11 protein-coding genes are annotated in these 14,973 nt (G+C 43.3%); 9 read left to right on the forward strand and 2 right to left on the reverse strand.

Translation table 11 applies throughout. The features are described from left to right. Positions 1–106: 106 nt before the first annotated feature. A complete protein-coding gene (hemF, locus tag ACFE90_RS26870) occupies positions 107–1,147 on the reverse strand; it encodes an oxygen-dependent coproporphyrinogen oxidase (protein WP_375505476.1) in 1,041 nt (346 codons plus the stop codon). Between the two features lie 553 nt (positions 1,148–1,700). On the opposite strand from hemF, the gene ACFE90_RS26875 reads away from it, so the two are divergent. The 8 genes from ACFE90_RS26875 (at position 1,701) to ACFE90_RS26910 (ending at position 11,491) form a co-directional block, all read left to right on the forward strand. Next, positions 1,701–2,225, forward strand: coding sequence for an SRPBCC family protein (locus tag ACFE90_RS26875; protein ID WP_375505477.1), 525 nt, complete (start codon positions 1,701–1,703; stop codon positions 2,223–2,225). A gap of 261 nt (positions 2,226–2,486) precedes the next feature. After that, positions 2,487–3,578, forward strand: a complete 1,092-nt coding sequence (locus tag ACFE90_RS26880) for an Mrp/NBP35 family ATP-binding protein (RefSeq protein ID WP_375505478.1) — start codon at positions 2,487–2,489, stop codon at positions 3,576–3,578. Between the two features lie 193 nt (positions 3,579–3,771). Next, on the forward strand, positions 3,772–5,085 hold the full coding sequence (rodA, locus tag ACFE90_RS26885) for a rod shape-determining protein RodA (RefSeq protein WP_375505479.1): 1,314 nt from the start codon (positions 3,772–3,774) through the stop codon (positions 5,083–5,085). An 87-nt stretch (positions 5,086–5,172) separates the two neighbouring features. Next, entirely contained in the window at positions 5,173–5,370 is a 198-nt protein-coding gene (locus ACFE90_RS26890; protein WP_100898602.1) for an NAD(P)H dehydrogenase subunit NdhS, read from the forward strand. A gap of 123 nt (positions 5,371–5,493) precedes the next feature. Next, the gene (locus ACFE90_RS26895; protein ID WP_375505480.1) at positions 5,494–6,150 is read left to right on the forward strand and encodes an HAS-barrel domain-containing protein; all 657 of its coding nucleotides are present in this window, start codon (positions 5,494–5,496) and stop codon (positions 6,148–6,150) included. Between the two features lie 143 nt (positions 6,151–6,293). Continuing rightward, positions 6,294–8,432: a cation:proton antiporter gene (locus ACFE90_RS26900; RefSeq protein ID WP_375505481.1), complete on the forward strand. Its 2,139-nt coding sequence runs from the start codon at positions 6,294–6,296 to the stop codon at positions 8,430–8,432. A gap of 568 nt (positions 8,433–9,000) precedes the next feature. Further along, positions 9,001–9,951, forward strand: a complete 951-nt coding sequence (locus ACFE90_RS26905) for a UDP-glucuronic acid decarboxylase family protein (RefSeq protein WP_375505482.1) — start codon at positions 9,001–9,003, stop codon at positions 9,949–9,951. 148 nt (positions 9,952–10,099) lie between these two features. Beyond that, positions 10,100–11,491, forward strand: a complete 1,392-nt coding sequence (locus ACFE90_RS26910; RefSeq protein WP_375505483.1) for a UDP-glucose dehydrogenase family protein — start codon at positions 10,100–10,102, stop codon at positions 11,489–11,491. A 357-nt stretch (positions 11,492–11,848) separates the two neighbouring features. Here ACFE90_RS26910 and ACFE90_RS26915 read toward each other — a convergent pair whose 3' ends face one another. After that, positions 11,849–12,643, reverse strand: coding sequence for a DUF2993 domain-containing protein (locus ACFE90_RS26915; protein ID WP_375505485.1), 795 nt, complete (start codon positions 12,641–12,643; stop codon positions 11,849–11,851). Between the two features lie 915 nt (positions 12,644–13,558). Here ACFE90_RS26915 and mgtE point away from each other — a divergent pair. Then, entirely contained in the window at positions 13,559–14,911 is a 1,353-nt protein-coding gene (mgtE, locus tag ACFE90_RS26920) for a magnesium transporter (RefSeq protein WP_375505484.1), read from the forward strand. The last annotated feature ends 62 nt before the right edge of the window (positions 14,912–14,973 follow it).

Raw genomic sequence — 14,973 nt, forward strand, 5'->3', positions numbered from 1 at the left:
GAGTGGGGGAGATGAGGGAGATGAGGAAGTCGGGGAAGATCGGGATAATTATCATAACTCCTGACTCAGCACTCAGCACTCAGCACTCAGCACTCCTAACTCAGCACTATTTGGGTGTCCAGTTGATCCAATCTTGAGGCTTAAGGAAAGTTTCATACAATTCGGCTTCAGGTGTATTGGGTTCCGGTTGATAGCCGTATTCCCAGCGCACTAAGGGTGGTAGGGACATAAGAATTGATTCAGTACGTCCGTTGGTTTGTAGACCAAAAATGGTGCCTCGGTCATAAACCAAGTTAAATTCTACATACCGTCCTCGGCGGTAGAGTTGAAAATTCCGTTGGCGATCGCCATATTCTATCCCATTACGCCGTTCTACAATTGGTACGTAAGCTGGTAAAAATGCCCTACCACAGTCTTGCACAAAGGCAAACAAATCTTCCCAATTACGGGTTGCTGGTGTTCCCACCTGGTTGCTATGAATAGCCGCTTCCCCATTGGGATTTGGCCCGCGATATAAAGCACCTTGACCATCTTGGTAATCAAAAAACAGACCACCTACGCCCCGTGTCTCATCACGATGCTTGAGGTAAAAATATTCATCGCACCACCGCTTAAACACAGGGTAATAGTCTGGGTGGTGTTTGTCACAAGCCTGTTTTAACGTTTTGTGTAAATGTGCCGCATCTTCAGCAAAGGGGTAATAAGGTGTCAAGTCAAGACCACCACCAAACCACCATACTGGCCCTGCTTCAAAGTAGCGATAATTTAGATGAACTGTCGGCACGTAAGGATTGTGAGGATGTAACACCATTGAAGTGCCCGTGGCATAAAAGCCATGCCCTGCGGCTTCAGGGCGTTGGGCTAAAATTGAGGCTGGCAAATGGGAACCCCAAACTTCAGAAAAATTTACACCAGCTTGTTCAAATATTGCACCTTCTCGCAGCACGCGCGAGCGACCTCCGCCTCCTTCTGGGCGTTCCCAACTATCTTCATGAAAATTAGCCACACCATCTAGTTTTGCCAATGATTCGGTAATTTCGTCTTGCAGTTGTTTCATAAACTGACTGACTCTAGTCTGAGCGTCAGGTGCTGGCAAAGACTTGGATGATTCTGCTGATACAGTTGGTGTTTGCGAGTTGGTCAACATAAGATTCCCGAACCTAAAAAATTACAATTTCCAGAAAGCCACAAATTTCTTATCTTAAAATTTGGGGGAAACACGCGCCAACAATCAAGCTCTATTTGCCCAACCCGCTTTTTCTTACTGGTTAAGCATTTATATGATTGATGGGCATCACTAGAGTTTATTTTCCCTCAAATGCGTATAGGCTTGTATATTGACTGAGTTTTTTTTGAAATTCTTAATTGGAACATTCTGGTATAAACACTAGACTTTTGTCGTAACCTTGAATTATCAAGAGTTTAACTGGCCTGATCAAAACTTCTTTGCCATATTGCTTATATTATCTGTTAGTGTCTGTACCGAATACAGGCTTGCTATGTTCAGGGCATTTCTGAGAAAGTTTTAATTTAGGCAGGAGTTACGCAAACAATAGTTGAAAAGAATAATGTTCTTCTTAGGGCAATTCATGAGTTGCCCCTGAGTGCATATAGTTTTGCGTAAGTCCTATTAGGGTTTGAGGGTAGTTGCCCACAATACCAGAGTTACCAGAAAGTGTCTAGCGAGGAGGATTAGGAAAATGCAAGGTTGGTTATCCAAATTCATCCACCGCAAACGTCGTCGGTTTTGCGCTTCTCTGGTGCGGACGTATCGAGAGATAAGTTCTGCTTCTGTAGATGAACTGTGGCAAAAAGTCGCTGATTTAACTGATGTTTCCTGGCATCCACTACTTAAGAGTACTAACGTGCCCTACGGATTAGTACCCAAGCCAGGATTAATTTTTCATGCTGTAACACGCTTTTGGCCGATTCCCATCCGAATTTTTGTGGAGCGCGTCAATCACAGGGAGATGCTGAGTATCCGGGTGCTAGCGATTCCTGGAATAGAGGAACGGGTGACTTATCAAGTAGAGTCAACGGTTTGTGGTACTTGTTTATCTTATTCTGTAACGCTACGGGGTTGGTTATCGCCCCTAATTTGGTCTTTATCGCGTCCTTATGCAGACCGCGTAGCCCGGTCTTTAATAGAAGCAGTAGAAAAGACGGCATTGCCAACGGTATCTGGTAAGAAAAAATCCCTTAATGACAGTTGTTTGGATTTTTAGGTGCTGACAACAAGAGGACAAGGGGACAAGAGGAAGAATAAAAAGTTACCTCTTTCTCTTCTGCTCCCAGCTAAGAGCCCCTCTGCCTCTTCCCAATGCCCAAAGAAAGTTAAGATTCTATTAGGTGATAATGCAATTTGCTAAGTTTTATTACGGCATTGACAGTAAAAACACTAAACTGACCTTACTTAAGAAAGCATCCAGTTAATAGCTAAGATGTTCGCCACAAGTGTATTTATTCATTTTGAATTTTGAATTTTTATGTACGATGTTCTCGATTCTCGCTCTGTCTTAGAAGTGTTGCGACCAGTGGAAGACCCAGAACTCCGCAAAAGTCTGGTGGAACTGAATATGATTCGCAACGTGAAAATTGACGGTGGCAAAGTTAGTTTCACTTTGGTGTTAACCACTCCTGCCTGTCCTTTACGTGAATTTATCGTTGAAGACTGTAAGAAAGCTGTCAAAAAACTCTCAGGGGTTACAGATGTCAGCATAGAAGTGACGGCAGAAACACCGCAGCAAAAAAGTTTACCCGATGCCTCCGGCGGGCTAAACCAACGCACTGGCATTTCTGGGGTGAAAAATATTATTGCTGTTTCCAGTGGCAAAGGTGGCGTTGGTAAAAGTACGGTGGCGGTCAATGTAGCAGTGGCTCTAGCTCAAACTGGGGCGAAAGTCGGTTTGCTAGATGCTGATATTTATGGGCCTAATGACCCCACCATGCTGGGGCTGGCTGATGCCCAAATTACTGTGCGTTCCAGTGAAACAGGTGACATCCTGGAACCTGCTTTTAATCACGGCGTCAAATTAGTTTCAATGGGCTTTTTGATTGACCGAGATCAGCCAGTAATTTGGCGGGGGCCTATGCTCAATGGTGTAATTCGCCAGTTTCTCTATCAAGTGCAATGGGGAGAACTGGACTATTTGATTGTAGATATGCCACCGGGAACCGGAGATGCTCAGTTAACTTTAACCCAAGCAGTGCCGATGGCAGGGGCAGTAATTGTTACCACACCGCAAACTGTAGCCCTGTTAGATTCTCGCAAGGGATTGCGGATGTTCCAGCAGATGAATGTCCCGGTATTGGGGATCGTGGAAAATATGAGCTATTTTATCCCCCCCGATCAACCGGATAAGCAGTATGACATATTTGGTTCCGGTGGTGGCTCTAAAACAGCCGCCGAATTGGGAGTGCCACTTTTGGGGTGCGTACCGCTAGAAATTTCTACACGAGTTGGCGGTGACAGTGGTGTGCCAATAGTTGTTGGTGATCCAGATTCAGCTTCAGCAAAAGCATTAACAGCGATCGCTCTTACCATTGCTGGTAAAGTATCAGTTGCTGCCCTGACATAATTAATTTTAATTTCTATCTGCTTCCTGGGCTATGTCCTGGGAATACTAGGGACTGGGAGTCGGGAAGAAGCAGGGGAGTAGGGAGCAAGGAGCAAAGGAGAAGAATTTTCCCCTCTGCCCCCTGCTCTTTGCCCCTCTGCCTCTTTTCAATTCCCAATTCCCAACAATTAAAGCTAAAGTCTAAACTTACACAATGTTGTTAAAACGATCGCTCCCCAAAATTCGCTGGAAGTCTTGGGTTAAGCCTTGGCAGAATGTAGATTGGCTACTATTGTGTTTGCCGATTGCTGTCAGTATCTTTGGTGGTGTCATGATTCTCAGTACGGAACTGAAGCAGCCAGTAACTGACTGGTGGTGGCACTGGATGGTAGCGGGTATCGGCGTGCTTATAGCCCTATTTTTAGCTCGCATCCGTTATGAACTCTTGATGCAGTGGCACTGGGTAACTTATGCACTAACGAACTTCAGCTTAATTGCCGTGATGATTGCTGGTACTAGCGCCAAAGGGGCGCAACGGTGGATTAGTATCGCCGGCTTTAACGTGCAACCCTCAGAATTTGCCAAAATCGGCATGATCATTACCTTAGCAGCTTTACTACATAGGCGTACTGCTTCTACCCTCGAAGGTGTTTTTCGTGTTCTGGCAATCACCGCTATACCTTGGGGATTAGTATTTTTGCAGCCAGATTTAGCAACATCACTGGTATTTGGTGCGATCGTCTTAGGAATGCTTTACTGGGCAAATGCTAATCCAGGCTGGTTAATTCTGATGATTTCTCCTGTGGTTGCTGCCATTTTGTTTAGTATATCTTGGCCTTTATCAGAGCCGATAGTTTTATTCAAAGAATTATCTTTTGGGCCATTAGGAATAGTTTGGTCAGTTGCGATGGCTATTGTGGGCTGGCAAACTCTTCCCTGGCGTCGATTTGGTTTAGGTGCTATTGGTGCATGGACTCTCAATATACTGGGTGGCGAATTAGGAGTCTTCGCTTGGAACCATGTTTTGAAAGAGTATCAAAAAGATCGGCTAACTGTATTTATGAACCCCGATCACGATCCACTCGGTGCTGGATATCACTTAATCCAATCTCGCATTGCTATTGGTGCTGGTGAAATTTGGGGATGGGGTCTGTTCAAGGGGCCAATGACGCAACTGAATTTCGTACCTGAACAGCATACAGACTTTATTTTCTCCGCAGTAGGGGAAGAATTCGGCTTTGTTGGTTGTCTGGTAGTGCTGTTTGCCTTCTGCTTAATTTGCTTTCGTCTACTGCATGTTGCTCAAACTGCCAAAGATAATTTTGGTTCCTTGTTGGCTATTGGCATTTTGTCCATGATTGTATTTCAGCTAATTGTCAACGTTGGCATGACAGTTGGTTTAGCGCCTGTGGCAGGCATTCCCCTACCTTGGATGAGTTATGGGCGTTCTGCTATGCTGACCAACTTCATTTCCTTGGGAATAGTAGAATCAGTAGCAAATTTTCGCCAAAGGCAGAAGTATTATTGATTCGTCATTAGTCATTTGTAATAACTAAGGGCAAATGACTAATAAGAAGTATTAAGCTATTAAAAGGAAACAAGCGAGGCTAAAAACATGATTCTGCCTGGAGCAACTGTTCGCGTCAAGAATCCCGCAGATACCTATTATCGCTACGAAGGACTTGTGCAACGACTGACCGATGGCAAAGTAGCCGTATTATTTGAAGGTGGTAACTGGGATAAATTAGTTACCTTTCGTCTGAGCGAATTGGAACTCGTAGAGACCACAGCCGGACGTAAAAAAGCCAAATAAAATTAGTCATTAGTCATTTGTCTTTTGTCGTTTGGCAAAAACTAATACTTCTCTTCTTAGGCTGCGCCAGAGGCAAAGCTCAGTACAAGTGACTAATGACCAATGACTAATGACTAAATTACTATGCGCCTCCCCTTACCACAGTTTGCTACTGGCGATCGCCATCCCAACCACATTGCGGAGGTGATTGAAACTACTAGTACCGAGTTTTTAGCTCAGTGTTTGGAACCACCAAATTTGAGCTTTCCCTCTATGCCACCCTTTGGTAGTTGGGTCTGTTCTGTAGATGAAGAATCGGGTAATCAAGTTTATGCCGTAGTATATTATGCTACAACTATGCCTATAGATTCCGTACACCGGGCTAGAGCTTTGGGGTTGTCATTGCAAGATTTACGCGAAGAACAACCCCAGATATTTGCGATGCTCAGAACAGAATTTAGGGCTGCGATCGTAGGATTTGAGCAATCTTCCCAGAATCGAGGTTATAACCAAAGAATATATCAATATCTACCACCGCGTCCCCCGCAAATTCATCAAGCTGTTTATCGGTGCGAACCAGAAGCAATCATTAAATTTACTGAAGAACTAGATTTTTTGCGGACACTCCTTTGTATTAACGGTGCGCCAGTAGAGTCTTTGACCGCAGCTGCCATTCGAGATATATACCAGTTACGCAAAGCTGACCGAGAATGGCTAATTAAAGCTGGACGTAGCTTAAGTGTGCTACTTAAAGACGACTACGATCGCTTACGGTTCATTTTGAGTCAAATCCATCCGTAGGTAGTTAGTTCTGAGACAATTGCCTAGTTAGTGTAAATTAATATATTTGATTTTTCCTCAGGTGGCTTCTCTATTTATTTATATCGATTAAGCGATCGCCCCAAAGGAATCGCAGTTTTACCATAGCCCCTTCATTCCTACCTATGGAACTCATATCACAAGTTCTTGCTCTGGAGCCAACTTCCCAAGTTCTTGGCAAGGAACCAATTGTTCCCTTTGCTATTTTGCTGGTGGTCATCTTAGTTATACCGATCATGTTTGAGCGGCTAAGATTACCAGGATTAGTGGGTTTGGTTTTCTCAGGGCTAGTACTGGGCCCCTCAGGCTGGAATCTATTTCAGTCGGACTCGTCGATGATTAACCTGCTATCAGATATTGGGTTAATTTACTTGCTGTTTGTCGCAGGGCTAGAAGTTGATCTAGAACAGTTTCGTCGGCAAAAAAGTCGTGCCTTCGGGTTTGCTAGCTTAACTTTCACTGTACCCCTGGTGATGGGAACCTTAATAGGGCTGATTTTAAGCTATGGCTGGAATACTTCAATATTAATTGGCTCTTTATTCGCTTCCTATACTCTTTTGGCATATCCCATAATCAGCCGTTTGGGAGTGCTCAACAACGAAGCTGTTACAGTCACTATTGGAGCTAAGATTTTTACAGATATTGGCGCAGTACTGATCTTAGCCGTTTGTGTAGGCGTCGCTCATGCTGGAACATTCAGCTTTGCGAAACTACTCAGCTTGTCAGGTTGGTTAATTATTTACTCTGTTGCCGTTGTAACAGGCTTTGATTGGGCAGGCAAAGAATTTTTCAAACGCTCTGGAGACGACGAAGGAAACAAGTTTTTGTTTGTGTTGCTTTCTGTGTTTCTGGCGGCTGTGAGCGCTCAATTGATTGGGATAGAGAAAATTGTTGGTGCGTTTTTAGCGGGTTTGGCGGTAAATGAAGCTGTAGGGGAAGGCCCAGTCAAACAAAAGGTGGTATTTATTGGCAGTGTGCTATTCATTCCCATTTTCTTTGTTGACCTTGGCTTAACGATCAATCTACCCGCCCTTGTGAACAACCTAGACACCCTCAAGTTAACACTGTTAATGATAGTCGGTTTGATTGTCAGTAAATTGATTGCAGCTTTCTTTACAAAACTAGTTTACCGCTATAACTGGCAAGAAATGCTAACCATCTGGTCGCTATCACTTCCCCAGGTTGCTACAACGTTAGCAGCAACGTTAGTGGGATACCGGGCTGGATTGCTGCCACTAGAAGTATTACACAGTGTGATTGTTTTAATGGTTGTCACATCAAGCTTGGGGCCGTTGATCACTAATAAAATAGCTGTTGGCTTGAATTCCTCACCCGCCCAAGATCCAGCACCACCCCAACCTGACCAAAACGCATTAAAAACAGACAGTGCTTTTACTATAGTTGTACCTGTCTACAATCCTCATACTGAGCAGTATTTGATTGAAATGGCGGCGTTATTAGCGCGTCAGTGTAAAGGCAAAATTATACCGCTTGCGATCGCGAATGCTACCGCTCAAATGGATGCACCGCAGTTAGAAGCGTCTCTACAACGGAGTGAACAATTATTAACCAAAGCCACAGTACACAGTCGAGTATTGGGCATAGCCGCAGAACCAATGCTGCGGATTGATGATGCCTTTGCTCAAGGAATTAGCAGAGCGGCTCGTGAACAAAAGGCTAATTTAATCGTTATGGGTTGGGGTAAACGGACTGGATTACGAGCGCGTTTATTTGGGAATGTGATTGATGGTGTGCTTTGGGCATCCCATTGTCCAGTAGCGGTAACACGTTTAGTAGAATCACCGAAAAAAATTCAGCGCATCTTAGTACCAGTAGAAAACTTAACAGCACCTACATTACAGCCTGTACAATTTGCCCAGATGCTGGCAGAGGCAAATCAGAGCCACATTACTGTACTGAATGTGTGCGATCGCCGCACTAGTTCTAGTAAAATTGCTTGGAAGCGATCGCATCTCTCCCTATTGGTCTCTCAATTAGCTTTGACCAATGCCCCAGAAATTCAAATTATCGCTCATGAGAATGTTGCCCAAGCAATTTTGCAGGCAGCACGATTATATGATTTAGTAGTTTTACCTTTTATACGTAATCGTACCAGCCCTGGAGGATTAGCCATTAGCGATGTCACAACTCAGTTAGCCAGACAACTCACCTGCTCCATTGTCATGCTTGGAGAACCGCAACGCACTCAAACCACAAATTTAGTTATGTCTAAAACGGTTACCAGCATTACCTCTGCTGTATGATATGAGGCATTCAGTCCACTCACATGGACTTAGGCTGCGTTGGTGTAATCCGCCGGAGGCATCGCATTGACAACAAAATTTGCAACAAATGAATCATCTGTTGGGGCATATAGATGTATGCCCCTAAAAACGTATGTATGTATTTATAGCAGGAATATCCTGAAATGATATAAGTCTCTGCACTTAAATACAGGGCAGGATGTAGGTAAATACGACAACTTGACTATTGCAAAAATATGGGTAATTGTAAGACATTGAACTGTAGAAAGTGTCAACCTATTCCTGCATCCAACTGAAAACAGTAGTATTCATTAAAACACTTTGTATTGTTAAAGATTTGATGAACTTTAGGTGGAAGACTGGCAATTTTTGTTATTTTACTAGTTAAATTATTAAGGAAGTAAGTAAAAAATAATAAAAATATAACCGTAGAAAAATAAGTAAATTCAACAGCACTTTTTGATTGAACTTTGTTATTTTTTTCGTTTTGTATTTTTGTCCCCAATCTGGGTAATCTAAGAAGTGAGTCCAATAGCTACTGAAAATATTTGTAAATAACTGGGAAACTATGAGAATTTTGGTGACGGGTGGTGCTGGGTTTATTGGTTCCCATCTCATCGACCGACTAATGAATGATGGGCATGAATTAATATGCTTAGATAATTTTTACACTGGTCACAAAAGGAACATTCTTAAATGGTTAGGTCATCCGTACTTTGAACTGATCCGCCACGATATTACCGAACCAATTCGGCTAGAAGTGGATCAAATTTATCATTTAGCTTGTCCTGCTTCACCAGTACATTACCAGTACAATCCAGTTAAAACCGTTAAAACTAACGTGATGGGAACACTCAATATGTTGGGGCTGGCTAAACGTGTGAAAGCTAGGTTTTTCTTGGCTTCAACCAGTGAAGTATACGGTGATCCAGAAGTTCATCCCCAACCTGAAGAGTATCGGGGTAGCGTCAATCCCATTGGGATACGTTCATGCTACGACGAAGGTAAAAGAATTGCTGAGACTCTAGCATTTGATTACTATAGGCAAAATAAAGTTGATATTCGAGTTGTTCGGATATTTAACACCTATGGTCCGAGAATGTTAGAAAACGATGGCCGGGTGGTGAGCAATTTTATAGTTCAAGCCTTGCGAGGTAATCCTTTAACCGTTTACGGTGATGGTTCGCAAACTCGTAGTTTCTGCTATGTTTCCGATTTAGTCGAAGGATTCATCCGTCTAATGAATAGTGACTACATAGGCCCAGTAAACCTGGGTAATCCTGGTGAATATACGATTTTGCAATTGGCACAAGCTGTGCAAAATATGATTAATCCAGACGCGCAGATTAAATTCGAGCCACTACCTTCGGACGATCCCCGGCGTCGCCAACCTGATATCACAAAGGCAAAAACTTGGTTAAATTGGGAACCGACTATTGCTCTGCAAGAGGGGTTAAAACTAACAATAGAAGATTTTCGCGATCGCATTCAAAGCGATGTAAATAATTTAACCACCTGAGTAGCGCCTAGTGTTGCTCTAAACTTCATGCAGGCTCTACCCTATCGGTAGCTAGTATGTTTAGTGGCTGAGTTGACTGCCAATGTTTAAGTGTCATATTGATACTTCTTTTAGAAAACTAACCCCAAAAAAAGTGAGGAGTTAAAAAATGCGTGTTTGCGTGATTGGTACTGGTTACGTTGGTTTGGTTACAGGTGCTTGCTTGGCTCATATTGGGCATGATGTCATTTGCGTAGACAACAACGAAGAAAAAGTTAAGTTAATGAAGTCTGGACAGTCTCCAATTTTTGAGCCGGGACTTTCAGAAATTATCCAGTCTGCCATTCAAACAGAAAAAATTCATTTTACTAGCGATCTCGCTGCTGGAGTTGCCCACGGAGAAGTTCTGTTTATTGCTGTGGGAACGCCACCTTTACCCACTGGTGAAAGTGATACTCGTTATGTTGAAGCTGTAGCCCGTGGGATTGGGGAAAATCTCAACGGTGGTTATAAAGTCATAGTGAATAAATCTACAGTACCCATTGGCTCAGGTGACTGGGTAAGGATGCTTGTTTTAGATGGTGTGGCTGAACGGCAGAAAACATTAGTACCCGCAGGTGGGGTTCCGAGTAATGAAAAATTACCTGAGTTTGCAGCCGAGTTTGATGTAATCAGCAATCCAGAGTTTTTGCGCGAAGGTTCGGCAGTTTACGACACCTTCAACCCTGATCGCATTGTACTAGGAGGCAATAGTCAAAGAGCAGTAGCCTTAATGCGAAAACTTTATGCCCCAATTGTAGAACGCAAGTACGCTGAGGATCAATCTTTACCCCCTGTGCCAATTTTGGCAACAGACTTGAGTTCGGCGGAGATGATTAAATACGCCGCTAATGCTTTTTTAGCCACTAAGATTAGTTTTATTAACGAAGTTGCTAATATTTGCGATCGTGTCGGTGCTGATGTCAGCCAAGTAGCTAGAGGTATCGGTCTAGACTCCCGCATTGGTAACAAATTTTTACAAGCTGGTATTGGTTGGGGTGGTTCTTGTTTTCCCAAAGATGTCTCTGCTCTGATTCACACTGCTGATGATTATGGCTATGAAGCCCAATTACTCAAAGCTGCTGTCAGTGTCAACGAACGTCAGCGATTGATTGCTTTAGAAAAACTCCAAAAAGTTCTGAAAATTCTCAAAGGCAAAACAGTTGGACTACTCGGACTGACCTTCAAGCCCGATACCGACGACTTGCGCGACGCTCCAGCCCTCAACCTAATTGAGCAGCTCAACCGATTGGGAGCCAAAGTTAAAGCCTTTGACCCGATTGTTTCCCAAACAGGTTTACGTCATGGGCTTTCTGGTGTGCTAGTAGAAACCGATGCCGAAAGACTAGCTGATGGCTGCGATGCATTGGTACTTGTCACCGAATGGCAGCAGTTCAGTACTCTTGACTATGTGAAGATGGCAAAATTGATGACCCACCCCGTTATCATCGACGGTCGTAACTTCCTCGACCCTGAAGTAATGATACGGGCTGGATTCCAATATGTAGGTGTAGGGCGATAGAGATTTAAGAGTTAGAAGCGATCAATGATCGATAAGAATTTTACAAGTTATAATTCATAACTCCTAACTCTAACTCTCTTAAAAACCTAAAAATTTACAATACCGCTTAAAGCAATTTAGGCGGTATTTAATTTTGTTTCAGAGCTTCATGCAAAGACCCTAAAAAAACGTGAATTCGACTGTTCATATACTGTACGTTTAATTAGCCCAATCAAAAGACTGCTAAGAGATTTTACTACCTAAAACCTTCTGTCTCCGACGGGCGGGGAAAACTTGAACTAAAGTTCAAGGCAGAGAGAGGTTCATCGAACTCACGTTAAAAAATTTTACTTACCTTGCTTACGTGAAAATATCATGTCAAGCGCTATTTGGAATACGTTCAATTTCAGCATAACCACTGAAAATAAGTTTTTGACCTTCAGTGTCTAATCGGTTGAGCCGCATTTTCACTCCATCGAGGTCAAAACGATCAAGATCAACCATATTATCTAAAATTTCTACCAGCGCCACGCTCAAGGTTTGCGAGATTTCCCGTTGTGCTTCTGGTACTTGGTCAAGTTCGATTTTTGGATCTTTGAAGGAAACTCGCCGCCGCCTTTCAATGCCTAAAGTTAGGCTCATGTTCAGGGGAACGAGTTCGCCATTATTTAAATCTGCTTTTGCTACAAGCTGTAAGCGATTTCCTGGCAATAGCTGTACCTGTACTTCCGTAAAGGAAACTGGTTCACCGCCAGATAATTCTGTCAGTGATGGTACGGTGAGGTTAAGCAGGCGCTTTTTCACCAGTTCCGCATTAAAGGCTTGGTTTATGCCTGCTTCTGATAAAATTACTTGGGCGATCGCTTGAGTAGGCTGCTTAAGACTGAGTTTGCCACTTAAAACCGAGCCGAAGTCAATGGCAACCGCATCGGTTTCAAAAGACATCTCCTCTACCGCAAAATCTTTCCGAATTACCAAGCCACGACCGCTCATCTTAAAGCTATCAATGCTGCCTTGCAACAGTTTGCTGGAGGGGTAGCAGCGCACAAAGACTTCTACTGACTCGCTTTGGCTAAACAGGTGGCGAATCGTTTGGCTGGCAACTGTGTTGAGCATCCGCTCTCCCCAATCTGTGCCTTTAGGATCTTTTAAACCAGTAAGTCCGCCGAACATGTGGTTTTGGGTCTCTAGAAGTTCTTTGTACTTTTGTAACAAACTGTGAAGAATACAGCAAGCGATCCCGTGATTAATTGTGCTGATGGGTAGGTATAGGATGGCTGATGGTTGATAGCTCAATGTATTAAATGTTACGAGTTTGACTTAGACAGGGAAAACCTCGCAGCATTCATAACATTAGCAGTTATACGTTGAAGTATATGGGCTAAAGGGTTCAGAGTAAACACCTTACCCTTGAGCGACTAAAGTAAATCTTTAGTTGACTAAATGACTGCTCTTTGTTTTCGAGATAGTCAAGGAGTCCGCGAAAGCTTTTACCGTTATTTATGGGGTTCAAAATTATTGACTTTCCCGAACGTGAATTTATGTTGAACGGAACCGAAACACACCGTCTCCAAAAGTTGGGGCTGACCTTTTCTATCTCCTCCTAGAGACTCAAAGCGATCGCCAAAGCTCAAATACCTTACCGTGACTATGAAGTGAAATCTTAACCTATTTCTGATTCTCCGTCGTCCAGGTGACTATGCATGAAGTTGCTTGATACCAAATATTGCTTATTGATATTGTAAGTATTTTAACTGTATAAAGTTTGCGAAAAAATTCGTTGATTGCCAAGACACATAGCTTATAGCAATAGTAAAATCTACTTTAAGCTAGACGAAAATTACCCAAAATTCGGAGTAATTAACTTAGCTGTTAGTGGTAAATATCACAAATACTGAATGCTAATATTCAGTATTTACCGGAGAGCGCTATTCCGGGTTAGGATGATGACTAGCGATGCCTTAATTTAGATATCGATATTGAATTGTTGAAATTTTATGGGCCATAGTCCACCAGATGGCAGTATCAACCTCCTCTGAGCTGGTGAGGAAGTCTCCCAGCGCGGGGGAGACTTAGGAGATATTTCTCATGCTCACACAAGATATTCGTGATTTGCTGACTGATACTACCGATTTAAACCAGTTAAAATGGGATTTAAATCGCTTGCAACCTGTGGATGTGGGAGACTACATTACACAATTGCCTGAACAACAACGCGCGATCGCATTTCGTTTACTCAACAAAGCTCAGGCAATTGATGTATTTGAATATCTGCCCACAGAAGTGCAAGAAGAACTAATTAATTCTCTGCATGATGTCCAGGTAGTGCAACTTGTAGAAGCGATGAGTCCCGACGAACGGGCAGAATTGTTTGACGAACTACCTGCTGGAGTAATCAAACGGCTATTACAAGAACTGAGTCAAGAAGAAAGACAAGCAACAGCAACGATTCTCGGCTATCCAGAAGGTACTGCTGGGCGGGTGATGACAACCGAATATGTCCGGTTACGGCAAGGATTAACTGTAGGTGAAGCCTTGAGCAAAATCCGCCGTCAGGATGAAGACAAGGAGACGATTTACTACGCCTACGTCACAGATGACAACCGGACGTTGGTAAGAGTAGTTTCACTGCGCCAATTGCTGTTTACCTTTCCCGATGTTTTCATCAAAGATATTGCTAGCGATCGCGTCATCAAAGTTAGAACTGAAACTCCCCAAGAAGAAGTGGCGAGAATCATGCAGCGCTACGACTTAATCGCTATCCCCGTAGTTGACCGAGAAGACCGATTGGTTGGCATCGTCACCATTGATGATGTCATGGATATTTTGGAAGAGGAAGCCACAGAAGATATCCAAAAACTGGCGGGTGTCAGTGGTGATGAAGCAGCTTTATCCTCTCCCTTACTTACCATCCGCAACCGCTTACCTTGGCTGTTAGGAATCATGGCTATGTATATTGGTGCCGCCAGTGCGATCGCGCCTTTTCAATCTATAATTGCCGCAGTGCCAGTCTTAGCAGTAATCATGCCGATTTTTTCTAACACTGGTGGTACCGTTGGGATTCAATCATTAACGGTGACAATTCGCGGCTTGGGAGTGGGCGAGGTAACACCCAAAGATACCTTAAAAATTCTCCGCAAGGAAATTCTAGCTGGTTTGGGTACAGCCGTAGCTTTAGCCACAACGATGTTCCTGCTTTCCTTAATTTGGGCGCGACCCCAAGAACGATGGGTGGCTTTAATTGCCGGAATGGTAATGGCAACTAATACAATTGTGGCTGTTACACTCGGCACTTTACTGCCAATGGGTTTGACACGGCTAAAGCTTGACCCAGCTTTAGTTAGTGGCCCGTTAGTGACTACAATGCTAGATACAATTGGGTTTTTAACATTCCTCAGCCTAATTTCTCTAGCTTTAAACGTTTTCCATTTACCAACCTAAAAGGATTGGGCATTGGGCATTGGTTATTTCTGCTTTATCTCCCCCAATCCGCAGTCCCCACT

Source organism: uncultured Nostoc sp. (genome assembly GCF_964245445.1).
Lineage (GTDB): Bacteria > Cyanobacteriota > Cyanobacteriia > Cyanobacteriales > Nostocaceae > Nostoc.